The 26,259-nt window shown below is 56.3% G+C and carries 29 protein-coding genes, 1 tRNA gene and 1 pseudogene; 25 read left to right on the top strand and 6 right to left on the bottom strand.

The genetic code is table 11. The features are described from left to right. Positions 1 to 259 precede the first annotated feature (259 nt). Positions 260 to 793, top strand: a complete 534-nt coding sequence (locus QZ329_RS04170) for a hypothetical protein (protein ID WP_295748602.1) — start codon at positions 260 to 262, stop codon at positions 791 to 793. Positions 794 to 797: 4 nt separating this feature from the next. Here QZ329_RS04170 and rbr read toward each other — a convergent pair whose 3' ends face one another. The 4 genes from rbr to QZ329_RS04150 form a co-directional block, all read right to left on the bottom strand. Then, on the bottom strand, positions 798 to 1,409 hold the full coding sequence (gene rbr, locus QZ329_RS04165; RefSeq protein ID WP_295748600.1) for a rubrerythrin: 612 nt from the start codon (positions 1,407 to 1,409) through the stop codon (positions 798 to 800). Between the two features lie 174 nt (positions 1,410 to 1,583). Beyond that, positions 1,584 to 3,548, bottom strand: coding sequence for a methionine--tRNA ligase (gene metG / locus QZ329_RS04160; RefSeq protein WP_295748598.1), 1,965 nt, complete (start codon positions 3,546 to 3,548; stop codon positions 1,584 to 1,586). A gap of 167 nt (positions 3,549 to 3,715) precedes the next feature. Further along, positions 3,716 to 5,086, bottom strand: coding sequence for an MATE family efflux transporter (locus tag QZ329_RS04155; RefSeq protein ID WP_295748597.1), 1,371 nt, complete (start codon positions 5,084 to 5,086; stop codon positions 3,716 to 3,718). A 25-nt stretch (positions 5,087 to 5,111) separates the two neighbouring features. Beyond that, complete coding sequence (locus QZ329_RS04150; protein ID WP_295748596.1) at positions 5,112 to 5,630, bottom strand: transcription repressor NadR; 519 nt, start codon at positions 5,628 to 5,630, stop codon at positions 5,112 to 5,114. 254 nt (positions 5,631 to 5,884) lie between these two features. Here QZ329_RS04150 and QZ329_RS04145 point away from each other — a divergent pair, with 254 nt between their 5' ends. The 24 genes and pseudogenes from QZ329_RS04145 (at position 5,885) to QZ329_RS04035 (ending at position 25,789) form a co-directional block, all read left to right on the top strand. Then, positions 5,885 to 6,199: a hypothetical protein gene (locus QZ329_RS04145; RefSeq protein WP_295748595.1), complete on the top strand. Its 315-nt coding sequence runs from the start codon at positions 5,885 to 5,887 to the stop codon at positions 6,197 to 6,199. A 1-nt stretch (position 6,200) separates the two neighbouring features. Then, positions 6,201 to 8,120: a V-type ATP synthase subunit I gene (locus QZ329_RS04140; protein WP_295748594.1), complete on the top strand. Its 1,920-nt coding sequence runs from the start codon at positions 6,201 to 6,203 to the stop codon at positions 8,118 to 8,120. Between the two features lie 21 nt (positions 8,121 to 8,141). Next, positions 8,142 to 8,663, top strand: a complete 522-nt coding sequence (locus QZ329_RS04135) for a V-type ATP synthase subunit K (protein WP_295748593.1) — start codon at positions 8,142 to 8,144, stop codon at positions 8,661 to 8,663. A 26-nt stretch (positions 8,664 to 8,689) separates the two neighbouring features. Further along, positions 8,690 to 9,274, top strand: coding sequence for a V-type ATP synthase subunit E family protein (locus tag QZ329_RS04130; protein WP_295748592.1), 585 nt, complete (start codon positions 8,690 to 8,692; stop codon positions 9,272 to 9,274). A gap of 15 nt (positions 9,275 to 9,289) precedes the next feature. Continuing rightward, complete coding sequence (locus QZ329_RS04125; RefSeq protein WP_295748591.1) at positions 9,290 to 10,288, top strand: V-type ATPase subunit; 999 nt, start codon at positions 9,290 to 9,292, stop codon at positions 10,286 to 10,288. A 17-nt stretch (positions 10,289 to 10,305) separates the two neighbouring features. Continuing rightward, the gene (locus tag QZ329_RS04120; protein WP_295748590.1) at positions 10,306 to 10,623 is read left to right on the top strand and encodes a V-type ATP synthase subunit F; all 318 of its coding nucleotides are present in this window, start codon (positions 10,306 to 10,308) and stop codon (positions 10,621 to 10,623) included. Positions 10,624 to 10,791: 168 nt separating this feature from the next. After that, complete coding sequence (locus tag QZ329_RS04115) at positions 10,792 to 12,561, top strand: V-type ATP synthase subunit A (RefSeq protein ID WP_295748586.1); 1,770 nt, start codon at positions 10,792 to 10,794, stop codon at positions 12,559 to 12,561. After that, positions 12,561 to 13,946 (top strand): V-type ATP synthase subunit B, encoded by a 1,386-nt coding sequence (locus tag QZ329_RS04110; RefSeq protein WP_295748584.1) that lies wholly within the window; start codon positions 12,561 to 12,563, stop codon positions 13,944 to 13,946. The genes QZ329_RS04115 and QZ329_RS04110 overlap by 1 nt, the downstream gene beginning before the upstream one ends. 13 nt (positions 13,947 to 13,959) lie before the next feature. Beyond that, entirely contained in the window at positions 13,960 to 14,673 is a 714-nt protein-coding gene (locus tag QZ329_RS04105) for a V-type ATP synthase subunit D (RefSeq protein ID WP_295748583.1), read from the top strand. A gap of 240 nt (positions 14,674 to 14,913) precedes the next feature. Next, complete coding sequence (locus QZ329_RS04100) at positions 14,914 to 15,360, top strand: hypothetical protein (RefSeq protein ID WP_290463380.1); 447 nt, start codon at positions 14,914 to 14,916, stop codon at positions 15,358 to 15,360. Positions 15,361 to 15,671: 311 nt separating this feature from the next. Next, the gene (locus QZ329_RS04095; protein WP_295748581.1) at positions 15,672 to 16,244 is read left to right on the top strand and encodes a recombinase family protein; all 573 of its coding nucleotides are present in this window, start codon (positions 15,672 to 15,674) and stop codon (positions 16,242 to 16,244) included. An 820-nt stretch (positions 16,245 to 17,064) separates the two neighbouring features. Then, positions 17,065 to 17,841, top strand: coding sequence for an SH3 domain-containing protein (locus tag QZ329_RS04090; protein WP_295748579.1), 777 nt, complete (start codon positions 17,065 to 17,067; stop codon positions 17,839 to 17,841). Between the two features lie 944 nt (positions 17,842 to 18,785). Next, a complete protein-coding gene (locus QZ329_RS04085; protein ID WP_295748578.1) occupies positions 18,786 to 19,289 on the top strand; it encodes a hypothetical protein in 504 nt (167 codons plus the stop codon). Further along, positions 19,290 to 19,433: a hypothetical protein gene (locus QZ329_RS04080; protein WP_295748576.1), complete on the top strand. Its 144-nt coding sequence runs from the start codon at positions 19,290 to 19,292 to the stop codon at positions 19,431 to 19,433. A gap of 143 nt (positions 19,434 to 19,576) precedes the next feature. Then, on the top strand, positions 19,577 to 20,284 hold the full coding sequence (locus tag QZ329_RS04075) for a hypothetical protein (RefSeq protein ID WP_295748574.1): 708 nt from the start codon (positions 19,577 to 19,579) through the stop codon (positions 20,282 to 20,284). 428 nt (positions 20,285 to 20,712) lie between these two features. Beyond that, positions 20,713 to 20,922: a helix-turn-helix domain-containing protein gene (locus QZ329_RS04070; protein WP_289227061.1), complete on the top strand. Its 210-nt coding sequence runs from the start codon at positions 20,713 to 20,715 to the stop codon at positions 20,920 to 20,922. 32 nt (positions 20,923 to 20,954) lie between these two features. Beyond that, positions 20,955 to 21,572: a hypothetical protein gene (locus QZ329_RS04065; protein ID WP_295748569.1), complete on the top strand. Its 618-nt coding sequence runs from the start codon at positions 20,955 to 20,957 to the stop codon at positions 21,570 to 21,572. Further along, positions 21,569 to 21,751: pseudogene (locus tag QZ329_RS15570) on the top strand (DNA adenine methylase); the annotation flags it as partial. The gene QZ329_RS04065 and the pseudogene QZ329_RS15570, both read left to right, overlap by 4 nt. Positions 21,752 to 21,804: 53 nt before the next feature. Further along, the gene (locus QZ329_RS04060) at positions 21,805 to 22,494 is read left to right on the top strand and encodes a hypothetical protein (RefSeq protein ID WP_295748567.1); all 690 of its coding nucleotides are present in this window, start codon (positions 21,805 to 21,807) and stop codon (positions 22,492 to 22,494) included. Between the two features lie 101 nt (positions 22,495 to 22,595). Further along, entirely contained in the window at positions 22,596 to 23,750 is a 1,155-nt protein-coding gene (locus tag QZ329_RS04055; RefSeq protein WP_295748566.1) for a site-specific integrase, read from the top strand. A gap of 115 nt (positions 23,751 to 23,865) precedes the next feature. Further along, positions 23,866 to 24,177 carry a DUF4258 domain-containing protein gene (locus tag QZ329_RS04050; protein WP_295748564.1) on the top strand — a complete coding sequence of 104 codons (312 nt, stop codon included), beginning with the start codon at positions 23,866 to 23,868 and terminating at the stop codon, positions 24,175 to 24,177. A gap of 3 nt (positions 24,178 to 24,180) precedes the next feature. Then, a complete protein-coding gene (locus QZ329_RS04045; RefSeq protein ID WP_295748562.1) occupies positions 24,181 to 24,408 on the top strand; it encodes a type II toxin-antitoxin system MqsA family antitoxin in 228 nt (75 codons plus the stop codon). Positions 24,409 to 25,112: 704 nt separating this feature from the next. Continuing rightward, positions 25,113 to 25,610: a hypothetical protein gene (locus QZ329_RS04040; protein WP_295748687.1), complete on the top strand. Its 498-nt coding sequence runs from the start codon at positions 25,113 to 25,115 to the stop codon at positions 25,608 to 25,610. After that, positions 25,565 to 25,789, top strand: coding sequence for a tyrosine-type recombinase/integrase (locus QZ329_RS04035; RefSeq protein ID WP_295748560.1), 225 nt, complete (start codon positions 25,565 to 25,567; stop codon positions 25,787 to 25,789). Before QZ329_RS04040 ends, QZ329_RS04035 begins: the two co-directional genes overlap by 46 nt. 110 nt (positions 25,790 to 25,899) lie before the next feature. Here the strand turns inward: QZ329_RS04035 and QZ329_RS04030 are convergent. Next, positions 25,900 to 25,974, bottom strand: a tRNA-Cys gene (locus tag QZ329_RS04030). Between the two features lie 12 nt (positions 25,975 to 25,986). Beyond that, on the bottom strand, positions 25,987 to 26,259 hold a 273-nt coding region (locus QZ329_RS04025), incomplete at its 5' end, for a hypothetical protein (protein ID WP_295748557.1).

Genomic DNA, 26,259 nt, shown 5'->3' with positions numbered 1-26,259 from the left:
CCGACAGGGGAGGACCCGCCTCTCCATAGGGGGCGGGCCTTCCGCGGCCCGGGAACCGGCCGCGGCCTCCCTCCGGATGCGCAGCATGGCGCTTCTCTTTGAAAGGCGACGGAGCTCCGCCCTTGCGCGCCGGGCGGGGACGTGCTAGAATAAAGACGCCGCCCGCCGGTTCGGTTGTTAATACTATACCAAAGGTCGGGCGGATTGTCCACAAAAAAACCGGCGGATTTTCGCCGGACCGCGTAAAAAAGGAGTCTCTATGAAAACGTATCTTCCGCTGCTCTGCGCCCTGCTTCTGGTCCTGCTCTCCGCCTGCGGCTCAAAAGAGCCGCCCGCCCCGCCGGAGGCGGAGCCCCTTCGTCTGGACACGCTCTTCGTGGAGATTCCCCGGGGGGACCTCTCCTCCCAGGAGCTGGCCCAGGCCGTCCGGGAACTGCCGGAGGCCCTGGGGGCCGCCCTGGCGGACCAGGGGGTGGAGGCGGAGGCGGTGAGCGTCTCCGTCAGCTCCTCCCCGGAGGCCGCGGCCCAGGCGGTGCGGGAGGGGGGCGTGGATGTGGCCTTTCTCCCGGCGGAGAATTTCGCGGCTCTGGAGAATCCGCCCCAGCTCCTCCTGACCGCAGGCGGCGGGGAGGAGCCGGGGGCGATGGCCGCCGTTGTCCGCCCGGAGGACGAGACGCTGTCCGCCGAGGCGTTTGCCGGGGCCCTGGCGGCGGCGGTGAACGGCCTGCGGGCGGATCAGCCGGTGTTCGGCCCCTATGACTACGTCCGGGCGGAGACGGAGGCCGCCGGATAACGCCTTATCCCCGCAGGATATTCCCGCCGTAGGGGGCCATCTCCAGGCGGATGAAGAAGCCCTGGTCGTGGGAGCAGACGGGGCAGACCTTGGGGGCCTGGAGACCCTCCTGAATGTGGCCGCAGTTCAGGCACAGCCAGCCGCACTTCGCGTCGGAGACGAAGAGCTTCCCGGCTTCCAGCAGCTCCGCGAACTGGGCAAAGCGGTTGCCGTGGGTTTTTTCGATCTTGGAAATCTGCTCGAAGGAGGAGGCCACCTGGGGGAAGCCCTCCTGCCGGGCGGTTTCGGCGAAGCTGGGGTAAACGGGGTCGAACTCCTCGAACTCGTTGTGCTGGGCCATTCGAAGGAGCTTCGAGACGTCGTTGGTGAGGTCCACGGGATAGCCGCCGTCGATGTGGACGGTGTCCCCGGCGGCCTCCTTCATGTGGTTGTAGAAAATCTCGGCGTGCTCCTTTTCCTGGTTGGCGGTGAAGGTGAAAACGGCCTCCAGCACGTGGAGCTGCTGCTTCTGGCAGAGGCTGGCGGCGAAGGTGTAGCGGTTCCGGGCCTGGCTCTCGCCGGCGAAGGCCCGCATGAGGTTTTTCAGGGTCTCGCTCTCTTTCAAGGTTTTGGACATGAAAATACTGCCTCCCTACTTTTTAAGGTATGGAGGCAGTATTTCCTGCATTTGGGAAAGTATACGCGTTTTTGTGAAATGGCCGGCCCCGCCGCCGCCGTTTTGGCCTGATTTTTTGCCGGACCGGCGGAGCGCGCGAAGGCTTTTGCGGTTCCGTTTTGCCGAAAATGGAACTCAGCAGAGCTTGGCCCCGGCGGGGATGGCGTTGTCCACCATGAGGAGGTGGAGCGCCTCCTCTCCCTTCTCCTTATGGACGGCGGAGATCAGCATGCCGCAGCTCTCCTGGCCCATCATCTTCCGGGGAGGCAGGTTCACAATGGCCACCAGGGTTTTGCCGACCAAATCCTCCGGCTCGTACCACTTGTGAATGCCGGAGAGAATCTGCCGGTCCACGCCGGTGCCGTCGTCCAGGATGAATTTCAAAAGCTTCTCGCTTTTCTTCACGGCCTCGCAGGCTTTCACCTTCACCACCCGGAAGTCGGACTTGCAGAAGGTGTCGAAGTCCACCTGCTCCGTAAGCTGGGGCTCCAGCTCCACGCCGGACTCCGCCTGTTTCGCGGCCTCCACGGCGGCCTCCAGTTCCTCCAGCGCCTTGACCATGTCCACCCGGGGGAACAGGTTCTCCCCTTTGGTGACGGTCACGTCCTCGTCCAGGGCCGCCCACATAGCGGCGCTGTCCCAGGTCTGGCAGTTCTTCTCCGCGCCGATCTGGGCAAAGAGCTTGTCCATGCTCTCGGGCATGAAGGGGGTCAGGAGAATGCCGCAGATCCGGGTGGCCTCCAGCAGGTGGTAGAGAACGCTGGCAAGGCGGGGGCCGTTGGCGTCCATATCCTTCGCCAAGGCCCAGGGCATATTCTCGTCAATATACTTGTTGGCCCGCTGGATGACCCTGAACACCTCGTCCAAAGCCTTATGGGGCGCATAGTGGTCCATGGCGTCCTCGTACTTTGCCCGGAGGCCCAGGGCCATGGACACCAGCTCATCGTCCTTTTCCTTCTCATAGCGGCGGGCCGCCGGGAGCTTCCCGCCGAAGTACTTGCCCGCCATGGCGGTGGTGCGGGAAACCAGGTTGCCCAGGTCGTTGGCAAGGTCGGTGTTGATGGTCTGAATCAAAAGCTCGTTGGAGAAGTTGCCGTCGGACCCGAAGGGGAAGGTCCGCATGAGGAAGAAGCGCAGCGCGTCCACGCCGAACTGCTCCGCCAGGATATAGGGGTCCACCACGTTGCCCTTGGACTTGGACATCTTGCCGCCGTCCAGAAGGAGCCACCCGTGGCCAAAGCACTTCTGGGGCACGGGCTCCCCCAGGCTCATGAGCATGGCGGGCCAGATGATGGAGTGGAAGCGCACGATCTCCTTGCCCACGATGTTCACCCCGGGCCACCAGTCTTGATAGTCGTCATAGGAGTCGTTGCCATAACCCAGGGCGGTGATATAGTTGGAGAGGGCGTCCACCCACACATAGACCACATGGCCCGGGTCAAAGTCCACCGGCACGCCCCAGGAGAAGCTGGTCCGGGAGACGCACAGGTCCTCCAGCCCCGGGTCGATGAAGTTGCGGACCATCTCGTGGACCCGGGAGCGGGGCTGGAGGAAGTCCGTATTTTCCAGCAGGTCCCGAATCTTGTCCGCATACTTGCTCAGGCGGAAGAAGTACGCCTCCTCCTCCGCGTCCTTGACAGGGCGGCCGCAGTCGGGGCAGCAGCCGTCCTTCAGCTGGCTCTCGGTCCAGAAGGACTCGCAGGGGGTGCAGTATTTCCCCTTGTAGGTGCCCTTGTAGATGTCGCCGTTGTCGTGCATTTTGCGGAAAATATATTGGATGGATTTTACATGGTAGCTGTCGGTGGTGCGGATGAAGCGGTCGTTGGAGATGTTCATCAGCTTCCACAAATCCCGCACGCCCCGGGGACCCTCCACAATGCGGTCCACAAACTCTTGGGGTGTGACGCCGGCCTCCTTGGCCTTGTCCTCGATCTTCTGGCCGTGCTCGTCGGTGCCGGTGAGGAACAGAACGTCCTCCCCCAGCAAACGGTGATAGCGGGCCAGGGTGTCCGTGGCCACGGTGCAGTAGGTGTGGCCGATGTGGAGCTTGTCCGAGGGGTAGTAGATGGGCGTGGTGATATAGAACTTTTTCTTTTCCATGGTCTTTCTCCTTTAAAACGGCGGCCCCGAATGGAAGGACAGCCGGTACTGACGGGGATGTGCAATTAGTTTATTATACCGAAACCGGCAGGAAATTACAAGCGGGTTTTTCCGCCGCGGATAGCGGCCCTTCTGCGCCGTCCGACGAACGGGCCGGAGGAGGCGTCCTACTGCTCCGGCCTCTCCCGGTCCGCCAGGCTCCCGTGCCGCATCCACCGCCCGGAGAAATACCACCCGAGGGACAGGGCCAGCCCTACGGCCCAGCCCACGGCGCAGCCGTAGTACATATAATCGGGGCCGAAGCGGTCCGCCAGATAGTACACCGCCGGGACCCGGACCAGGATCAGGGACAAGATGACGTCCACCATGGGGAAGACGCTGTCCCCCGCGCCCCGCATGGCGTTGTTCAGGCAGAACATGACGGCGAAGAAAAAGTAGAACGGCATAATGCACTGGAGGTACACCGCCCCGGCGTGAATCACCGCCGGCGTGGGGGAGAAGAAGGCCACCAAGGGCTCGCGGAAGGGCGTGAGAACCGCCGTCATCAACAGCGACCACAGGGCGGAGAGGGTCACCGTGACCCGGATACCCTGCCGGGCCCGGTCCATCCGCTTGGCGCCGACGTTCTGCCCCACGAAGGAGATGACGGCGCTGGACAGGCTCTGGATGGGCAGAAAGGCCAGCTGGTCCAGCCGGAAGCCCACGTTGTACCCGGCGGTGAACTCCTTGCCGTAGGTGTTGATCTTCCCCATCACCACCATGGCCCCCAGGGCCACCAGGGACATCTGCACCCCCGCCGGGAGGCCGATGCCCATGATCTGGCCGAAGAGGGCCCGGTCAAAGTTCCTTGGCAGAAGGCGGAGGGAGATATCCGGATAGCGCCGGTTGATGTAGGCCACCCCGAAGAGCCAGGAAAACGCCTGGGCGATGACGGTCCCCAGGGCCACGCCCAGGACCCCCAGGCCGAAGAACAGGACCAGCGCCAGGTCCAGAACGATGTTCATCACCGAGGCCACGGCCAGAAACAGCAAAGTGCTGCGGCTGTTGCCCAGTCCGCCCAGGATGCCGGCGTTGAGGTTGTAGCCCACGCTGCCGGTCAGTCCGGCGCAGACCACTATTAAATAAAGGTAAGCCTCGCCATAGGCCGCCTCCTCCACCTGGAGCAGGCGGAGAACGGGGCCCACCGCCAGAAGCGCCAGGGCCGTCAGGGGGACGATGGAGGTGAGGAAGGCGGCGTAGATGGTGTCCACCGCGTCCCGGACCCGGTCCATTTTTCCCGCGCCGAAGAACTGGGCGATGACCACTGTGCCGCCCCCGGAGAGGCCGATGAAGAGAGAGGAGAACATGGTCAAAACCGGGAAGCCCACCCCCACGGCGGCAAGGGCCCCGTCCCCTACGTAGCGGCCCACCACCCAGCTGTCCACCATGTTGTAGAACTGCTGGAGCAGGCTCCCCGCCAGAAGGGGCAGGGCGAAATAGAGAATGTGCCCGGCGGGGCTGCCCGCCGTCATGTCCCGCGCGGCGGAAACCTTTTTCATAACGTCCTCCTTGTCTCGGGCGGATTCAATCCCCCTCCTCCAGCAGCACCCCCAGGTTCCGCAGGGATTCCCGCACCCGCTGGAAGGCCTCCCCGTCCGGGCAGGAGAGGGTGTGGAGATGGATGCCCCCGGTGAGGTCCGAGAGGGGCCGGGCCCCGTTCGACCCGCAGCGGGAGAGGAACTGGCTCACGTCGTAGCGGCTGGAGAGCTGGAGAGACCCGGTGAGCTGGCCGTAGACCGGATGCTCCACAATGACGTCCAGCACGGAGCAACCCTGGTCCACCATGGCGCAGAGCTCCGCCTCCATGCCCCGCCCGTCGTGCCGGCAGGCCACCCGGCGGACCAGACCCCGGTCCGCCCTCAGGATTACATAGCCCCTGGGCGTGGCGGAGATGTCCGCTCCGGCGGCCCGGAGCAGGGCCACGTCCCCCACCACCACCTGACGGCTGACGGAAAAGCGCTCCGCCAGGCGTCCGGCGCTGACGGGGCGGCTGGAGCGCTGTAAATACGTTAAAATGGCCTGCCGCCGTTCCTCGGCTCGCATAAAAGTTCCCCCTCCCGTGTGTTTGAAAAGCAGTATACCACAAACGGCGGGAAAAGAAAAGGGCGGGCGCAGCGTACCAATTCCAATTTCTGGCGGCCGTCCGCCTGGGGCGGCTGCTTTCTTCTTTTCCGCCCGATAACAAAAATTCCCTTGCAAAACCGGCGGACTTCGCCTATACTGTATGATAGAATGCCGATACGGTTCGCTGGGACCAAGGGCGGAACGGATGGCACATGGAGAGAAGGTGAGAACGAATGTCCCTGGAAGCGATCGAAAAGGTAACGCAGGTGGAAAACGAGGTCCGGGAGCGCCGCGCCGCCGCCGAGGCGGAGGCGAAGCAGCTCATCGCCGACGCGGAGAAGGAAGGTCAGGCGCTCTTGCAAAGGACCCGGAGCGCCGGGGCGGAGGCCGGCCGGGAGCTTCTGCGTCAGGCGGAGGAGCGGGCGGCGGCTCAGGCCGCGAAAACCGCTCAGGCCGCGGAGGCGGACGCGGGAAAGCTGCGCGAGGCGGCGGACAAGCGTCTGGAAGCGGCTGCGGAGTTTATTGTCGGAAGGGTTGTGAGCAACTGAAATGGCCATTGTTAAAATGAAAAAGCTCCGCGTCATGGCCATGGCCAACAGCCGGGATGCGCTCCTGCGGGAGCTCTTGCGCCTGGGCTGTGTGGAGATCAGCGAGCCCGCCGGCAAACTGGCGGATCCCGCCTGGGCGGCGCTGCTGCGGCGGGACACCTCCACGCTGGCGGAGACCAAGAACGAGCAGGGAGAGGCCAACGCCGCCCTGGACGCCCTGAAGCGTTACGGCGGGACCAAGGACGGGCTCTTCATCCAGCGCCGGCCGGTGTCCCAGGAGGAGTTTTTAAACCGCGAGACCCTGGAAAAGGCCCGGGCCGTCAGCCGGCGGATCAACGGGCATCTCCAGGATATCTCCCGTCTCCAGGGGGAGGAGGGCCGCCTCCTCAGCCGGAGGGCCGGGCTGGAGCCCTGGGTCCCCCTGGATATGCCCCTGGACCTGAGCGGCACCGCGAACGCGGTCTTCCGCCTGGGGGTGTTCCCCGGGGCGGCGGACACCGCCGCTATCCGCGGCGAGCTGGGGGATACCGCGGCGGAACTCTATGAGATCGGCGCGGACAAACAGCAGCGCTGCTGCCTTCTCATCGCCCACCGGGCGGAGGAGGAGAAGGCCCTGGAGATTCTCCGGCCCCACGGCTTCAGCGTGACGGCGTTTCAGGGCGTGACGGGGACGGCGGCGGAAAACGTCGCGGCGCTGGACCGGGCGCTGTCCGAGAATCAGAAACAGCGGCAGGAGGCGGAGGCCGCCATCGCCGCTCTGGCTCCGGAACGGGACGCCCTCCGGCTCTATGCCGACCGGCTGAACGCCGAGGCCGCCGAGGACCTGAACACCGAGCGTCTCCTGACGGACGGGACCATCGTCTTCTTCGAGGGCTGGGCCCCGGCGGAGAAGCTGGGCGAGGTCCGGACCCTTCTGGAGAGCCGGGGCTGCGCCTGGGAGGCCAGCGACCCCACGGAGGAGGAGATTCCCGACGTGCCGGTGCAGCTGAAAAACAACTGGCTGACCCGCCCGCTGAACATGGTGACGGAGATGTACTCCCTCCCCGCGTACAACAACGTGGACCCCAACCCCCTGATGGCCCCGTTCTTCATTTTGTTCTACGGCATTATGATGGCGGACATGGGGTACGGTCTTTTGATGATTCTGGCGGGCACCCTGGTGGCGAAAAAGTACCGGCCCAAGGGAACCATGGGCCACATGATGGGCCTTTTGCAGCTGTGCGGCGTCTCCACCTTCTTCTGGGGCGCGCTGACCGGCGGCTTCTTCGGGGACTTTTTGACCCAGGTGGTAAAGCTCACCACCGGCGGAGACTTCGCCCTGCCGTCCCTCTTCACCCCGCTGAACGACACGCTGATGATTCTCGTCGGGGCCATGGCTCTGGGTCTGGTGCAGATCATTACCGGCATGGCCGTCAGCTTCATCCGGAAGCTCAAGGCCGGGCAGGTGCTGGACGCCGTTTTTGAGGAGGTCACGTGGTGGATCGTCTTCGTGGGCATCGGACTGATGGCCGTGGGCGTGACGAACCTGGTGCTTTACGCGGGCCTGGCCCTGATCGTCATCGGCCCCCTGGTCACCGGCCAGGGCTTCGGCAAGATCATGGGCATTTTCGGCTCCCTCTACAACCACGTGACGGGTTACTTCGGCGACATATTGTCGTACGCCCGTCTCATGGCTTTGATGCTGGCGGGCAGCGTCATTGCCCAGGTATTCAACACCCTGGGCGCGATTCCGGGCAACATCGTGATTTTCCTGGTCATCTCCCTGGCGGGCAACGCGCTGAACTTCGCGCTGAACCTTCTGGGCTGCTATGTCCATGATCTTCGTCTCCAGTGCCTGGAATACTTCGGCAAGTTCTATGAGGATGGGGGCAAACCCTTCCGTCCCCTGGCAATCAATACGAAATACGTGGATATCCAATAAATTTTTAGGAGGAAAAGAACAATGGATCTGACTCAATTGGTGGAAGCGCAGGGCTCCTTGACGTTCCTTGGAAGCATTGGCGGTCTGGCCTTCGCGCTGCTGGGCGCGGGCCTGGCGGCGGTTCTGCCCGGCATCGGCTCCGCGAAGGGCACCGGCATCGCCGGCGAGGCGGGCACCGGGCTTCTCTGCCAGGACCCCAGCAAGTTCGGTAAGGTCATGATTCTCCAGGTCATCCCCGGCACCCAGGGCCTGTACGGCCTGGTGGTTTGGTTCTTTGCCATCTTCTCCATGGGCCTTCTGGGCGGCGAACTGCCCCAGATGACCGTGGCTCAGGGCATGCAGTACTTCGCCGCCTGCCTGCCTATGGCGCTGGGCGGCCTGTTCTCCGCCATCGCCCAGGGCCGCGTGGCCGCCGGCTCCATCAACATTCTGGCCAAGAAGCCCGACGACTGGTCCAAGGGCATGGTGCTCTGCATCACCGTGGAGTTCTACGCCATCCTGTCTCTGCTGGCTTCCATGCTGATGATCATCAACATTTCTTGATCGCCCCGCAGAAAGGGGATTGAACCATGAATGGAATTGAAAAAATCACCCAGCGCATCAGCGCCGACGCCCAGGCTGAGATCGACCGGGTGTTAGGCGAGGCCCGGGCCGAGGCGGAGAAGATCGCCGCCCGGTACAAGGCCCAGGCGGACGCCGAGGCGGCGGACCTGGACGCGAAGAATAAAAAGGCCGCCGCCGAGCGGGAGGAGCGTCTGGCCGGCACCGCCCAGATGGAGGCCCGGAAGGCCGCTCTGGCCGCCAAGCAGGAGATGGTGGAGCGGGCCTATGACCTGGCTTTGAAAAAGCTCTGCTCCCTGCCGGGAGAGAAGTACACGGAGGTCCTGGCGGCGCTGCTGGTCCAGGCGTCCTCCACCGGGAAGGAGGAGGTCATCTTCTCCGACAAGGACCGCCGGAAGGTGGGCAAGGCCGCCGTGGACAAGGCCAACAAGGACGGCGGAAAGAAGCTGACCCTCTCCGGCGAGACCCGCGCCATTCCCGGCGGCTTCATCCTCCGCTCTGAGAATGTGGAGGTCAACTGCGCGTTTGACACCTTGGTGCGCCTTCAGAAGGCGGAAACCGCGGGAGAAGTAGTGAGGAAACTGTTCTCATGACAAGGAGGAAGTGTCTTGGCTAAAAAAATCAAAGACACCGATTACCTGGCGATTTCCGCCCGCATCAAGGCCATGGAGACCGGACTTTTGACAAGGGAACGGATGGAGCAGGTGCTGGAGGCCCGCAGCGGCGAGGAGGCGGTGAAAATCCTTCAGGAGTGCGGGTACCCGGAGCTGGATGCCCGCAATCCCGAGGCCATGGACGCCGCGCTGTCGGCGGCCCGGGAGGCCACCCTCTCCGACCTGCTGGACGGCGCGCCGGACCCCAGGTATATCGACATTTTCAAGCTGAAATATGACTATCACAACATCAAGGCCGCGCTGAAGGCCGCAGCCATGAACGTCAGCCCGGACTCCATGCTGATGGATATGGGCCGGGTTCCGGCGGCGGTTTTGAAGGAGGCCGTTCTGACGGGACGGCTGGAGGAGCTGCCGGAGGGTCTGGCCGCCGCTGCGGCGGAGGCCAAGGAGGTTCTGGATTCCACCCGGGACCCCCAGCTTTCCGACATCGTGCTGGACCGCTGGTGCTATCAGGAGATGCGCACTGCGGCGGAGGAGACGGGCAGCGCCTTCTTGGAGGGCTATGTCAAAATCCAGATCGACGCGGCGAACCTCCGCAGTCTGGTCCGCACAGTGCGGATGGGCAAGAGCGGCGACTTTTTGAAATCCGTCCTGCTGGAGGGCGGCGACGTGGGGACGGACGCCGTCCTGAGCGCCGGGGCCTCCGGCGCGCTTCAGGAGCTCTACGGTCCCACGCCCCTCCAGGCGGCGGCGGAGGCCGGGGCGGAGGCCCTGCGGGGCGGCCCGCTGACGGACTTCGAGAAGCTCTGCGACGACGCGGTGGGGGCGTATCTTGCGGGGGCGCAGTTCGTGCCCTTCGGCGAGGCCCCGCTGCTGGGGTATCTGGCGGCCCGGGAGACGGAGTATACCAACATCCGCATTCTCCTGATGGGCCGTGGCGCGGGCCTGCCCGCCGACGTGATTCGCTCCCGGCTGCGGGCCGGATATGTGTAAGGCGGTGAGGTGACAATATGGCTATGACCTATCAGATCGCCGCCATCGGCGATTGGGAGTCCGTTATGGGCTTCCGGGCTCTGGGACTGGATACCTACCCCGTCACGGACGCGGCGGAGGCCAAAGAGAAGGTCCGGGAGCTGGCGAAGGGAAACTGCGCCGTGATCTATCTCACCGAGCAGCTGGCAAAGGACATGGAGGACGTGATCTCCCGCTACAAGGATGAGATCCGGCCCGCCATCATCCTGATTCCCGGCCGGCAGGGTTCCCTTGGCATCGGCAAGGAGAACATTCAGCGAGCCATTGAGCGCGCCGTGGGCGCCGATATTTTGTAAAATTGTTACGTTGCGCATCCCATCCTTAACAGGGGGCCGGACAAGGCCCCCGCCGGAGCCCGGCGGCCCCGGTGAGGAGGGGAGGAGCAAGGGCGCGGGCGCGGTTTCCGGCAGGGCCGGAACCGGAGCCCGGCGGTCTTTGCGGCGACGAGAAAGAAGGGTTATGTATTGAGCGGCAAAGTTGTTAAAGTTTCCGGGCCGCTGGTGGTCGCCACGGGCCTTTCGGACGCCAATATGTCCGACGTGGTCCGCGTCGGCCCCCAACGCCTGATCGGCGAAATCCTGACCATGAAGGGCGACGCCGCCTCCATCCAGGTCTATGAGGAAACCTCCGGTCTGGGCCCCGGGGCCGACGTGGAAACCACCGGCGCCCCCATGAGCGTGGAGCTGGGCCCCGGTATGATCGAGGGTATCTATGACGGCATCCAGCGTCCCCTGGAGAAGATTGTGGAAAAGGTGGGCGCCAACATCACCCGCGGCGTGGAGGTCTCCGCCCTGGACCACGAGAAGAAGTGGGACTTCACCGCCACCGTCAAGGCCGGGGATAAGGTCGTGGGCGGCGACGTCATCGGCACGGTCCCCGAGACGCCGGTGGTGCTCCACAAGATCATGGTGCCCCCCGGTCTGAAGGGCGCCATCAAGAGCGTCAAGAGCGGCAGCTACAACGTGACGGAGACCGTGGCCGTCCTCACTACCGAGGACGGAAAGGACGTGCCTTTGACCATGGTCCAGAAGTGGCCTGTCCGTGTCGGCCGGCCCTATGAGAAGAAATACTCTCCCGAGCGTCCCCTGTGCTCCGGCCAGCGGATCATCGACACCATGTTCCCCATCGCCAAGGGCGGCACCGCCGCCGTTCCCGGCCCCTTCGGCTCCGGCAAGACCGTGGTCCAGCACCAGCTGGCCAAGTGGTCCGACGTGGACATTGTGGTCTACATCGGCTGCGGCGAGCGGGGCAACGAGATGACCGACGTTCTGCGGGAGTTCCCCGAGCTGAAGGACCCCCGCACCGGCGAGTCCCTGATGAAGCGGACCGTGCTGATCGCCAACACCTCCGATATGCCCGTTGCCGCCCGAGAGGCGTCTGTGTACACCGGCATCACCATTGCCGAGTACTTCCGGGACATGGGCTATGACGTGGCCGTCATCGCCGACTCCACCTCCCGCTGGGCCGAGGCTCTCCGCGAGATGTCCGGCCGCCTGGAGGAGATGCCCGGCGAAGAGGGCTACCCGGCCTACCTCAGCTCCCGTCTGGCCCAGTTCTACGAGCGGGCCGGCAGCGTGGAGTGCATCGGCTCCGACGAGCGCCGGGGCTCCCTGACCGCCGTGGGCGCGGTGTCGCCTCCGGGCGGCGACCTGTCCGAGCCCGTGTCCCAGGCCACCATGCGGATTGTCAAGGTCTTCTGGGCCCTGGACGCGTCTCTCGCCTACAAGCGGCACTTCCCCGCCATCAACTGGCTAAACTCCTACTCCCTGTATCTGGACACCCTCAAGCCCTGGTTCGACGAGAACTTTGGCGAGGACTTCATGAAGGACCGGGGCAGGGCCATGAACATCCTCCAGCAGGAGGCCAGCCTGAACGAGATTGTCCAGCTCGTCGGCAAGGATGCCCTGTCCCCCGCCGACCAGCTGACGCTGGAGGTCGCCCGGATGGTCCGGGAGGACTTCCTCCAGCAAAACGCCTTCACCGATATCGACGGCTACTCCAGCTATGACCGGCAGGGCAAGCTTCTGGCGCTGATCCTCCGCTATGAGGACCTGTGCCGGGACGCCATCGCCAAGGGCGCGGATGTGATGAAGCTCTTCGACATCCCTGTCCGCGAGAAGATCGGCCGGGCCAAGAGCGTCCCCGCTGAGGAATACGGGAAGGTCTACGAGGGAATCGGCGCCGAGATGGAAACCCAGATCGCCGAGATCGCCGCCCAGGGAGGTGACAACTGATGATTCGTGAATACAAAACCGTAGAGGAGATCGTCAGCCCGCTGATGATGGTCCGGATGGTCGAAAACGTCACCTACGACGAACTGGTGGAAGTGGAGCTTCATGACGGTTCCATCCGCCGGGGCAAGGTGCTGGAGGTCAACGGTGACACCGCCGTGGTCCAGCTCTTTGAGGCTGCCGCCGGCATCAACATGGCGGATGCCAAGGTCCGTTTCCTGGGCCACCCCCTTCAGCTGGGCGTGTCCGGCGACATGCTGGGCCGGGTCTTCAACGGCATGGGCCAGCCGATCGACGGCGGCCCCGACATCCTGGCCGACGAGTTCCGGGATATCAATGGCCTGCCCATGAACCCCGCCGCCCGGGACTACCCCAACGAGTTCATCCAGACCGGCGTCTCCACCATTGATGGCCTGAATACCCTGGTCCGCGGGCAGAAGCTGCCCATCTTCTCCGGCTCCGGCCTGCCCCACGCCAACCTGGCGGCTCAGATCGCCCGGCAGGCCAAGGTGCTGGGAGACGAGGGGGCCAACTTCGCCGTGGTCTTCGCCGCCATCGGTATTACCTTCGAGGAGTCGGAGTTCTTCGTCAAGGAGTTCAAGCGCACCGGCGCCATTGACCGTACCGTGCTCTTCTCCAACCTGGCCAACGACCCCGCCGTCGAGCGTATTTCCACGCCCCGCATGGCTCTGACCGCCGCGGAGTATCTGGCCTTTGAGAAGGATATGCACGTTCTGGTCATCATGACCGACATCACCAACTACGCCGAGGCCCTCCGGGAGGTCTCCGCCGCCAAGAAGGAGGTCCCGGGCCGCCGCGGCTTCCCCGGCTACCTGTACACCGACTTGGCGACGCTGTACGAGCGGGCCGGCCGGCAGCTGGGCAAGAAGGGCTCCATCACCCTGATTCCCATCCTGACCATGCCCGAGGACGACAAGACCCACCCCATCCCCGACCTGACGGGCTATATCACCGAGGGGCAGATTATCCTGAGCCGCGCCCTCTACCGCCAGGGGATTCATCCCCCCGTGGACGTGCTGCCCAGCCTGAGCCGTCTGAAGGACAAGGGCGTGGGCAAGGGCAAGACCCGGGAGGACCACGCCGACACCATGAACCAGCTCTTTGCCGCCTATTCCACCGGCAAGGACAACAAGGAGCTGATGAGCATCCTGGGCGAGGCGGCCCTGACGCCCACGGACCTGCTGTACGCGAAGTTTGCCGATGAGTTTGAGCGGCGCTACGTGAACCAGGGCTATGAGGAGAACCGCTCCATTTTCGAGACTCTGGACCTGGGCTGGGAGCTTCTCAGCATCCTGCCCAAGGCGGAGCTGAAGCGAATCAAGCCCGAGCTGATTGAGAGATACTGGCCGAAGAAAGACGAGCAGTAAGGAGGGGTGAGCCATGGCGAATATCACGGTAAGCCCCACCCGAATGGAGCTCACCCGCCTGAAGGGCAAGCTGCGCACCGCCCAGCGGGGCCACAAGCTGCTGAAAGACAAGCGGGATGAGCTGATGAAGCAGTTTCTGGAGACGGTCCGGGAAGTCCGGGCCCTCCGGGCCGAGGTGGAGAAGGAGCTGATGACGGTCCACGGGGCCTTCACGGTGGCCTCCGCTTTGATGAGCTCCGAGGCGCTGGAGCAGGCCCTGCTCTACCCGAAGCAGAGCGTGGTGCTGACCCAGACCACCCAGAACATCATGTCCGTCAATGTGCCGGTGTACGATTTTCAGACCCAGACCCGGTCGGACTCGGACATCTATCCCTATGGCTTCGCGGCCACGTCCGGCGAGCTGGACACGGCGGTGGACGCACTGGGGAAGGTGTTCCGCAAGCTCTTGAAGCTGGCGGAAATTGAGAAGTCCGCCCAGCTGATGGCGGAGGAGATTGAGAAGACCCGGCGGCGGGTCAACGCCCTGGAGTACGTCATGATTCCCAACACCCAGGAGGCGATCCGGTATATCAACATGAAGCTGGACGAGAATGACCGCGCGACCACGATCCGGCTTATGAAGGTGAAGGACATGATTTTGAAGGAATCCCTGGAAGAGAAGCGGGCGGAAACCGCTAGAGCCATAAGGACTTTCGGGGATTCGAGTGAGGCGCCGTCAGAGGTTTAAGGGGTAGCTGTACCGCTTATTTACCGCTTCTAGGATGGGCCTAAAAAGGGAAAGATGGTACTGCTTGGGAAAAATCCCGGGCAGTACCATTTTTTATGTCAGCAAGGACAAAAATTGACTGCTTGGAGGGTGTCAGTGTTAATGCCTGCAAATATGCTGTGTTAGAAAAGGAAAGTAGATTTAAATTCAAGAGTTTTGCTTGGATTGAGGTCTATATTAAAAATATCGGAGGCGTTGACAATGAAGGAATTTAGATTTTCAAGGCTGGTAATTGCACTAGTTGTACTCATGAAGTACATGACGAAGATTTCTGATGCTGGAAAGAATCCAGCATATACAAGCAGGAATTTTCCAGGTATGGTATTCATGCAATACACCGAGGGAAAGGACACCTTTTTTACTGTGGTAAGCGAAGCAGATTATCACAGAATCAAAAAGGAGTATTGGTGCGGAACCAATAACTATATCAAAACCTGCCGGGCAGGAAAGACAGTTTACCTGCACCGGGAATTATGTCCAAACATGAGAGAGGGGTTGTATGCCCATCATGAGGGCAGTAAATTCGATAACAGACCTCAAATGTTGGAGGCGGTGACACCCGCCGCTCACGACCAACACCGTACATACTGCGGTGATTTGGTGGTTGATGCTGACGATGGCGGGAATTTGATTTTGTCTGTCAGATAAAGCATTAGAAAAGAAAAGATACTGCCCGGGATGGACCCCGGGCAGTATTTTTTTGTGCCAGCAGTTACCACATTACCAAAAATTCGGAGGGTATTCTTTTGTTTTTGCTCTAAAATGAAGTTTAAGTATCAAATGAGACGCACCGAAAGAGTGCGCCGAAAACAGAAACGGAGCTTTCGAGACACTTCCAGAGGGAGAAAGGGGAGGAAGTTCGGGACGCTCTGCAAGGTATACCTTTCAGAGCGCACCATTTTCGGGACAGTTTCGGTGTTCAGTTTCATTTGAAAATCTAGTTGAGAGGAGCGAATACAATGAAAGTCGGATATGTGAGGATATCCACCAAGGAGCAGAACACGGCAAGACAGGATTTACTAATGGAGAAATTAGGGGTTGAACGAGTGTTCACGGATAAGGTCAGCGGAAAGAATCAGGAAAGGCCTGAACTGCGCAAGATGATGGATTTTGTGCGGGAGGGTGACAGTCTGACCGTAGAGAGTATTTCACGCTTTGCGAGGAATACTCGTGACTTGCTGGATTTAACTGCGGCATTAGAGGAAAAGAAGGTGCAGTTTGTCAGCAGGAAAGAAAACATTGATACCAGTACAGCGGCAGGAAAATTTATGCTGGCGGTCTTTGGCGCTTTGGCTGAACTCGAACGGGATAACATATTGGAACGTCAAGCCGAGGGAATCGCCATAGCCAAGGCAGAGGGCCGCATGACTGGCAGACCCAAGAAAGCGGTTGATACTTTTGAGGGTGTTTATCTCAACGTGAAGGAGGGGAAGCTGTCAGCCAGCGCAGGAGCGAAACAGTTGGGAATTTCACGCTCGACATGGTATCGAAAAGTGCGTGAATATGAGGATGACTCGTTTGTTGATTTGTAAGGAAACATAATGGAAAAAAGCTGGTAGCAGTACAGCTACCAGCTTTTTTTGTCTTTCTGAATCCTTTGTGATGAAAAAGCGAGAAGGGCAGATTTGCTCTCGACAATCAAAAAAATGTCAGATACATGGGGCTTTTTTGATGATATACACGGTGAAATTTTTAGGGAAGCATTGGGGTCAAAACGACATGGTTTTCTAAAAGTGAAAAATTTTGTAGGTTGCTGGTGCATGGATAAGCAAAGGGAACATAGGAATTTAAGAAATAGCTTTAGATACTGGAATGACCTGTGTTCCTGAATAGCAAAGGTAAGCGAAGGCCTGCAATTCGGCGTAAAGCACACAATAAATTACCAAAAGGTGGTCTTATGATATGAGTGGGGGAAACAATAGGCCAACATTTAGGAAAGATATATGGCAACTTAGCTATGGATATTTTAACTCCCAGGGAACTTTAATTGGAATAGAGGGCTTGACGAAAAGTAGGCCCTGCGGTAGAATAAAAAATACAAGAATAACGATTGCAGGCACCTGGGGGAGGGAATAGGCCCCCTCCCCCAGGCTGTACGGGTATCTACGCTACCCAGCACAGCAGACTTACATCTGCACCAGCTTCATTATACCTGTCTGAAACAGATTTAGCAATAGGGCAGGCAAAATAGCTGTGTTTGCTTTGATGAAAAATCAGGCAGTGTGATGGGTTTACACAAATCCGTTGCACTGCTTTTGTTGTTCTTGGCAGGGAAAGCATAGACTGTCCCTGACTGCCAGTCCGGGCGGTTTATGCAGAACCTGTTAAGAATACAGTTTGGAGGAAAGGAACATGAAAACAAGATCTTTAGCAGTTGCTCTTTCCCTTGCGCTTATGCTAGGGATGGCGGGTTGCGGGGGACAGCAGGCCCAGCAGGAGCTACAGGAGCCGGACCAGGGGAAAGTTCAACAGAGCGAACCTGCTAGTACTACACCTCAATTTGAATCCATGGAGGTAAAAAATGAAAACGACACTGCCATGCCTTTAGCGGACTTGGAGGACATAGAGCCAGAAGAAGCGGACGGGGCTGGTATATTTGAAGGCTCTGGGAGTGTCGAAGTTGAGCTATTTACCGAGGTCAACGAGACAGTCTATGCAACAGGCACTGTTAATATCAGGGCGAGTTATGCGGCAGACAGTGACAAGCTGGGAAGTTTATCGGTAGGTCAGTCGGTAACACGCACAGGTACTAGCATAGCAGGCACCGAAGCGGAAGGTTGGAGCCGGGTAGAACTAAGTGATGGAACCACGGCATATATAAGCAATAAATATTTATCCACAACGAAGCCAGTGGCACAGCAACCAAGTGGAGGTAGCACTCAAGGTAAGCCATCAGGTCAAACCCAGCAACAGCAGCCAACCCAGCAACAAACCCAACAGCAACCTTCTGGTCAACCCTCTGGCAGTACAGACGCAGAAGTAGATATGGATGCCTGGGCAGCCAGGCGACAACAAATGTTAATAGAACAAGGGTATCAGGGTACAGATCCATCTAAACGAATGGATATAAATGATCCCAATTATGCGGACTGGGTGCATGGTTTAGTCGGGGAGTTAAATGGCGACTAGCACAATTAATTAACATAGGAGGCTATTGCTCCGTTGATAATAACAGGGTGTTCCAAACTGGGGCACCCTGTTATTTTATACATTTTTGAAAATCTGTTTATAGAGCACATCTCTCAAATAAAATTACATTTATTTGAAAGGTGGAATTGTCATGGCAGAAATGGTAATAAACAACGTCAAAGTTACCTTGATTCGCAGATACAATAACAGAGGGCCTTGGCGGAATGAGTATTATTTTCGAGGCAATTGGGGGCTGGGAACTTCATATACTCAAAATCTTATGGGAATTATACTGCCATATCATATTTTGCTTAGTAAAGGGCAACTGGAATACATTACAAAAATGCTGAGCAACATATACGGGTTGAACCGAGCAAAGAAGGGTAGGAAATCAAAATAATGAAGAGAGAGCGTCAAGTAATTTGTTGCTTGACGCTCCTTTTATGCTTTTTTGAAAAGCGTAAAGGAATCAGAAAATGCGTGGAGTTTGACAAATGTAAGTTTGTCGGATTCTACTTCATAGGACAATTTTTGGAAAGTGCTCAAAATTTCAAGGAGATTTAGATTTAAGTTTCAGAGTGGCTTTTTCAAAGATTTAGAAGGGTTGAGAAGGTGGAAATGGGTGATTTTCCAGGAGAGGAAGGCAGGAGAAGGAAAGTTGAATCAGAACAGGTTTCGACATGATTTAGGCTAGTTGCGATGGTGTTTCAAATGTTGCAAATTGAAATTATGACAAATGTGGGAAGCATGAAAAAGCTGAAATGTTTACCAGAATAGAGCGGTTAGAAGATACAACCTGTTTGATTTCTACAAACTCCCCAATTTTGGGGATTCAGACCCATACAAAATCACGTCTTGCACGTCAATGAACCCAGCGTTAAGATGGTTTTGTTGAAAGGGAAAAGAACTTTCAGAAAATCAAAATTGAAGGAGAATGACTTATTATGTGTAAGGCTACTGTTATCTTTGAGGAAAAGCTGGGCAAGCGGCGTGAGGGCTGGTGTGTTTATCTGAATCAGAGCCGGGACTTTACATGGTACTCTGACAAGCAGATCAAGGCCAAGATTGCGGCGGGTGAGCGGATCAACGGCGTGACTGTGACCGAGGGCGGCGAGGTTGTGATGGACGAGACTTTCACCACTGGTTTACTGGCAAAGACGGGGCTGGCGACCTTCATGCCGATCAAGGAGGACGAGGACAGCGGCGTATCGAAGTATTTCGCAGTCACCCGAGTTATCAAGGGCGGCAAGGCTGGCGACCGTTATGAGCTGGTCAGCAATCGGTTCAAGCTGGAGGTTGTAGACGCTGACAGGCTGAAGGCCCTGTTGTCCCTGATTAGTGTAGGGGGTGCCAGACTGGACGAGAAGGGCCGGGTGGTAATCCATGAGGGGGTGGAGGTAAGCGAGGCCACAGAGGGTTCCACGGGGGCCAGAGAGGGGGCGGTCTAAATGACCGTCTCCTTTGAATTTCTGGCAGGCTTCACTTGTTGCAGTATGGTGGTGTTTCTGTATCTGCTCCATGAGTTGGTGGAAGTGGGGAAGGCGTTGGTGTCAATGCTTCGGGAGAGTTTAAAGGAGTTGGGGGAGGAGTGAAAGCAATACCCGGTCTAAAGGGTTAGGCCGGGTGTCTTTTTTGAAATTACCACATTACCAAAAATTCCGCAAATTTGAACAGGTTGCCAAGCTGTCCCAAATCAGCTATACTATATGATATATAGTTGTCGGGGGTGGCAGAGTTGTCAGAACAGGAAAAACAGACAGGGCAACCGATATTATCAGACGAGGAAAAGAAGTTTAACAGGCAAGTCAATTATTTCATCATGCGGTATATGTGGCAAGTACTTTGTGAAAGGAATCCAGAAGATACAATATATAAGGCTTTTCATACAAGTCGGGAGCGGTACACCCGTATTATTAACACAGGTGTTGTCCGATATGGAAAAGGGGAGCTGGATAGTTTGTCACAGATAACAGGCATAAGGAAAGAAATTTTTCTGGGTGAAGTTCATTTCAGCTGTCCTTACGAATTAGAGAAGCAAGATACAGCGGGAAAGAAGAGCATAGAAAAGGGAGAGATTACAGACGAAGATTGGAGAAGGCTGTTTCAGTGGCGTAAGGTGAGAAGCGGAGCAAAAGGAACAAAGTCACCCCAGGATGAAATATGCGCGCTGTTGCGAAGTGTGAAGCGGTCAAACGTGGAGAACTGGGACTTTTACCGTTTATGTTATTTTTTGAAAGAGCGTAAGCCAGCGCCGCTTAAAGTCACAGCGGAACAGTTTCGGGATATCGTGAAAGCTGTCCGAGGATTGTCATTCTCAATACTTGATAAGTGTGAGGTAGCACAGTTGCGGGGATTGCAAAAGCAGTTGCAGGAGAAAAACAGGCTTGTTACTGGAATCATTACATACAAAGAGGCGAAAGCCGGGGAGAAGAAAGAAAAATAAAAAAATCCTTGGACACATGCGGGAACCGTCCCGCATGTGTTTCTTTTTGCAAAACGAGGCATATCTTTTTGGGGGAGATAAGCATTACACAAAATAGAATATAGCATTACATAAATAGAAATGATTCAAATAAATAGAAGCACGAATTACACAGAACAATGAAATATTTAATATAAAAGTATCACCTGATATAATGAAAAATGTAAAGAGGACAGGGGGCCAACCCAAAGGAAAGACGTGTACCTTGATAAGTTCATACTATGCCTAAAATCAGGAAACAGGCAAATTTATAGGAGTAGTGCGCCTCTTTACAGTACTGCCAATACAATCGTATTGTCTTTCCCGCACTACATAGAAGGGGGTAGTATATACTTTTACAAAAATTAACATAAGGTCAGCTTATCAATATTGAAGATGGAGGTAACTCTATGAAAAAGAAATTTGAGCGTGTGACAAATCCAGAGAGTTTATCCATGGTACTCACACCTTTAGATATAGCGGCTGTTTTGGGTATTTCCAGAAATACGGCGTATGAACTGGTACACAGCAAGGACTTCCCCGCTTTTCGTGTTGGAAAGCAATACAGGATCAGCAAAACAAGGTTTCTTGCGTGGCTTGACGGGGAAAGTGCGGCTTGATAGTACATATAAAATGGTAGGAGGGCTTATTTGTGGAGAAGAAAATTGCAAGGTTTTTGTGTGATAACTCACTTATGCAAGAGATTTATACGATTAAAAAGGGGCCTACGATTGTAGGGGCGAGGGGAAAGGATGCTGGGACAATGGAGCGGCGTTTGAAGCTGGCCTTTGTGTACCCGAATGGGGAAGTAAGCCCTATCAAAGAATACTCCCAAAGCAAGCTGTCAAACGCAAAGGCATTAAATAATTTAGCGGACTTGGATGGGGTGAAGCCTGAACTGATTATAAGTATTTACTCGGCGGTCAGGGAGAAAATGGAAACATTGGCAGTTCAGACGGACAGTGACGGCAAGTGTTCTCTATGTGAGACATACCGGACACTATGCGAGTATGTGGAGCAGTATGAGGAGCCAGGGCGGGTGTTTGTCAGGGGCGGTTACGGGAATATTCTTGCCAGTTACTTGCAGACAGTACTTGATAAGCTGGAACTGGGATATACCCGGCTGGAACTGCAAAAAAATTTCAAGGCATGGGGATTGCTCCGTACCAATCAGGGGACAGGCCATGTGTACTCATACAAAATCAATACAGGAAGTGCAAATGATTGGTATTTTTCATTCAAGATGCAAGAGGGGAGAGAGGCGGCATGAGCATGGAAGCGACCTTGCATGTATTGAAATACATTGGAGGAAAGGGCCGCATGGCGGGAGTTCTCTCCCGCCTTATCCCCAGCACTTGCAAGGTATACGCTGAAATGTACTGCGGAAGTGCGGCGCTGGCTCTCAACAGCGGGAAGTTTGATGTGAAGATCTTGAATGACTTCAACCCCATATCGCAAACTTTTGGAAGGTTGCGACAGCACCAGAGACACAAGGGTTACTGTTGGAGCGGTTACAGCAGACCTGTTACAGTTGGAGCTTGTTTCAAGCGGCGAAGGAACGGCATGAAGCATATGGAGCAAAGCAGAGCGACCCCATACAGTGGGCGGCTGATACATACATCATAATCAATCAATCCTTTAATGCGGATGGTCGGGCATGGGTTTACAATGATGGGACAGCGTATACTAAAAAGATGACGGGGCCGCTTGGATTGCCGCTTACATTCAAAAGCATGAGCGGACAACCTTTCAAGGTCTTTAACACGGACGCTGTAACATGTATGAAAGAGAACCAGCTTCTGGAAAGCCCGGAAGTGTTCATCTACCTTGACACGCCATATTTAGAAGGGCTTCGCTGTGATGGCAGGCTGTACCAAGTGGACATGCCTGATGTTCGGGATCACATCACCCTCTTAAAAGCAATTCAACAGGCAAAAGCTAAAATTGTCTTGTCCGGGTATTGGTCAGGCCGTGACGATGGAGGTGATTTATACGACTGGTACTTGATTCCACATGGTTGGCATCGCCACTTATTGGGCGAGTATGTAAAAGGCTGTGATGTAAGTGAAGGCAAGTCAAAGGGCGTAGAATGGATATGGTGCAATTATGATTTGGAGAAAGAGGCGCCGGGGGCCATTGGATTTTTAGAAAGCTACTGTGACGATAAAAAAATCCTTGCATTTCAGCGATAGAGGCGTTACAATCGCCATCCACAAGGGGCGGGGCATTGAGTTTCAATGCCCCGCCCTTTAAAGAAGATTACCAGATTACCAAAATAGAGGAGGTTTTGAGTATGAGCAAGAGAGCAAACGGTGAGGGCAGTATCCGAAAACGCACAGACGGCAGATGGCTGGTGACTTTTCCAACGGGTCTGTATAAAGAAAATGGCAAGCGGGAATATGTTTACCGCTACGCCGATACACAGGCAGAGGCGGCGGAGATTCTGCGCCAGCTTCAAGCGGAGAAGGGAATGGGGGTTAGTCAGAGCAAGGCGGCAATCAAGGCGGGGGAATGGATGAATACATGGATTGAAAAGCACAAGTCTCCAAAGCTGGCTCCTGCTACTTTGACGAGTTATCGCAACAATTTCAGAATCCATATCAGGCCATACATTGGGGATATTGTATTGCGGGAGTTGAGCACCTATCATATTCAAAGATGTTTGGACGCAATCGGGGGAAGCTGTTCGACTTTCGTGAAAAATTATAACATTATTCATGGAAGTTTGGAAAAGGCGGTTGAACTGGGGATGATGGTGCGTAATCCTTGTAAGGGTATGAGCTTTCCAAAGGATGATACGGAGCAAATGCGGGTGCTGTCCAAGGAGGAACAGCAAAGGTTTATTGAGCAGTTGGAAGGTGAATACTATCGGCCCATGTTGCTCATGTATCTGTATTCAGGGTTGCGAATGGGGGAGGGAATCCCTCTGACGTGGGAGGACATTGACTTGGAGAAGCGGACGATCCGAGTGAATAAGAAGGCGATTGTCTGCCACGACTACACCAGTCATTCAGCGCCGCAGGTGGTTCAAGACTTCTGTAAAACGAAGTCCAGCAAGCGGAGGGTGATTATTACATCTGGTTTGGTTGGCGTGTTGAGAGAGCATAAAGCGGAAATGATGAAGCGGGTAGAGCAATCCGGGGAGGAATGGAGCGAAAGCCGTTTGGTGTTCCCGAACACACGGGGGAACATGGTACATAATCGAAATTTACAGCATTCGCTTTATAGAATCTTCGCCAAGGCTGGGATTGAGGGAGCGACCATGCACACGCTACGCCACACCTATGCTACAAGATGTTTTGAGGCTGGGGTGGATATTAAAGCGATCAGCGAGCAGTTAGGACACGCAAATGTCAAGACCACTTATAATATTTACGTCCACCTTTTGGAGGATACGAAAGAGAAGGAGATTGACAAGCTGGAAGGTATTGACAGACTATTGGCATGAGAAAGAAGCCCTGGCAGCCTTGGGGGAGGGCTGCTGGGGTTTTGCCGCTTCAAGATATTTCACTTGAATTTTTAGCCGGTATGCGATATGATATTCATAAGCTGGAGGGGTAGAGATGGACATTCATAAAATTCAAACGCTGTTTCAAAATCGTTCTGTCAAATGGTCTACCCACTGTTTGGAACGGATGCAGGAGCGTGATATTTTAAGGGATGATGTAATCTCCTGCGTGCTTCGGGGAGAGATCATAGAGGACTACCCCAACGATTTCCCATACCCGATTTGCTTGATTTTTGCATATACTACACAGGACAAGGTTCTCCATATTGTAATAGGGGCGGACGAAACCACCGCCTATGTCATTACCGCCTACTATCCCAGTACAGATAAATTCGAAGCCGATTTGAGAACCAGAAAGGAGCGTTGATTTATGTGTATGTTTTGTAAATGCGACACAGTGAAAGAATCTGTTACAACGCATGTGGTAAATTACAGAAATTGTATTATTGTAATCAAAAACGTTCCTTGCGAGGAATGTGAGCAATGTGGGGAAAAGTTTTACACAGATGAAGTTACCGAACGTTTGGAAGAGCTGGTATCTGCGGCCAAGCGGCTCATGCAGGAAATTTCCGTCATTGACTATCAAAAGGTTGCATGAGGGTTACCGGGTTTTTGCCGCTTCGGGAGCTGAAATACAGGGCTTTGAGTATGGGAAAAGCCTGGAGGCCAGAGGGAAAAGAGGCTGTTTGGGTTGCCGGATTCTTACCGCTTCCAGGCTGGGACTGGCTGTGAAGTGATGGGACTAACCGGGAGAACAGGGAAGCGGAATCGTTGACAAATGGGACTATTTGTGATATGTTAGCACTGCCTAATAGCGTGGCCCCATAAAGGTGAAGGACATGATTTTGAAGGAATCCCTGGAAGAGAAGCGGGCGGAAACCGCTAGAGCCATAAGGACTTTCGGGGATTCGAGTGAGGCGCCGTCAGAGGTTTAAGGGGTAGCTGTACCGCTTATTTACCGCTTCTAGGATGGGCCTAAAAAGTAAAAGATGGTACTGCTTGGGAGGAATCCCGGGCAGTACCGTTTTTTTGCCTGCAATTCCAATAATTCTAAATTGTAGCAATCCTCAGAAATACTGACAGCAGTTCGGCAGATCCAGGCAGCACATCACCGCGTCTTCCTCCTTGACGGGCGTCAGCCCGCCTGCGTTGTCATCCTTGTGCTGTACCGCCTGGATCCATCTCCTTTGTTGTCATTATTTTTGAGGATTGCTATATTTAAATAATATCAAGCCCCGAACGGTCAAGATTTACGAGAACGATATCCGGCTCCACATGAAACCGGCCCTGGGAGTGATCCGGTTGGAGAGCTTGAAAACGCACACGATCCAGAAGTTTTACAACGAATTGACGCACGGGACAAAGGGGAAACATCCCCACTCGCCTAAAACTGTGAAGAACATCCATGGCGTTTTACATCATGCCTTAAATCAGGCGGTGGCGAACGAGATGCTGCGCCTCACCCGGGACTGTGTGGACTTTGAGAAGGGAATCCTCCTCATCAAAAAGCAGATTCAGCTCCACCAGGAAAAGGAACTCAAAGGCGCCTATACGCTGACCTCTCCGAAGAACGGCAAGAGCCGCACGATTGCCGCCGCTCCGTTTGTCATGAAGTGCCTGAAGCGGCAGAAGGTGAAACAAACGGAATGGCGCTTGAAGGCTGGGGAGGTCTGGGGAAATCCTGACGGCTTGGTATTTACGGACGAGATTGGCGGCCACCTGACAAATCCTCAGTCTACCGTGAATATAAGGCCATGGTCAAACGTGTTGGCCGTCCAGATGCCCGGTTCCATGATCTGAGACATTCCTACGCCGTAGCCGCGATCAGTTCCGGGGACGACATCAAGACCGTACAGGGGAACCCGGGCCATGCCACCGCCGCCTTTACCCTGGATGTCTACGGCCATGTGACGAACAAAATGAAGCGGGAAAGCGCCTCCCGCATGGAGAAATTTATCCAAGGTGTTTCCGGCGTGTGAGGGGGCCAAAACCGGCAAAATCCGGGCCCCAAAGGGAAACTTAAAGGGAAAACACCCCTCCAAAGGGCAAAGCAAAACCCTGTAGCCATTGCGGCTACAGGGTTTCTTTCTGGAGGTGACACCCGGATTTGAACCGGGGAATCAGGGTTTTGCAGACCCTTGCCTTACCACTTGGCTATGTCACCATCTACACGGTATTATATGCGATCTTTCAAAAAAAGTCCACCCTTTTTTGAAAAAAATCCAAAAAATTTTTTTGCCCCTCCCCGCATCCCCGCCGCCAGCGAAGCGATGCGGCGTAAAACCGGGGCCCCCGCCGCAAACCAGCGGAGCGTTTGCGATGGGGAAGCGAAGGAATTCCCCGTCCAGCGCAGCTTTCCGCCCGAGGCGGAAAGCGGAGCGGTAAGGGGAATTCCTGAGCTGGAGCGGGCAACGAGGCTCGAACTCGCTACCTCCACCTTGGCAAGGTG

It is taken from the genome of uncultured Oscillibacter sp., from assembly GCF_910579365.1.
Lineage (GTDB): Bacteria > Bacillota > Clostridia > Oscillospirales > Oscillospiraceae > Oscillibacter.
The sequence above is the reverse complement of the archived record's forward strand: the minus strand, read 5'-3'. Positions and strand labels throughout refer to the sequence as shown.